The sequence below is a fragment of the Rothia sp. HMSC069C10 genome (genome assembly GCF_001812205.1).
Lineage (GTDB): Bacteria > Actinomycetota > Actinomycetes > Actinomycetales > Micrococcaceae > Rothia > Rothia mucilaginosa.
The window spans coordinates 687-1,006 of sequence record NZ_KV808298.1 but is presented as its reverse complement, the minus strand read 5'-3'; the positions used below and the strand labels follow the sequence as shown (position 1 = coordinate 1,006).

Annotated in this window: 1 pseudogene; it reads left to right on the top strand. The window is 60.9% G+C overall.

What is annotated here, in order from left to right:
• Positions 1–41: 41 nt before the first annotated feature.
• Positions 42–320: pseudogene (locus tag HMPREF2842_RS04530) on the top strand (multidrug transporter); the annotation flags it as partial.

Here is a 320-nt window from a genome sequence, read left to right as displayed (position 1 = left end):
AGTTGGGCACTCATTACGAATACACGGCCTTTCAGATTGCTATGAAGCAGTGCTTTGCCGAACACGGGCAGAACTACACCATCCAGGCTCCCTACTCTGAGGGTGCGCCCCGCGGCGAGATGGGGCGAAAGTACGGTCCCTGGAATGTCGAGTACGCCCAGAAGTACGGTTTTCAGAAGCGAGACCCCAACAACGCAGCCGCCCCCATCTCCTATAACTCGGGGGAGAGCATGAGCCCCGAGGACAAGCTTCGCACCGAATGCTACCCCAAGGCCCGCGAGACCCTGGAGGCCGCGGTGCCCGAAGGCAAGAGGCCCGAG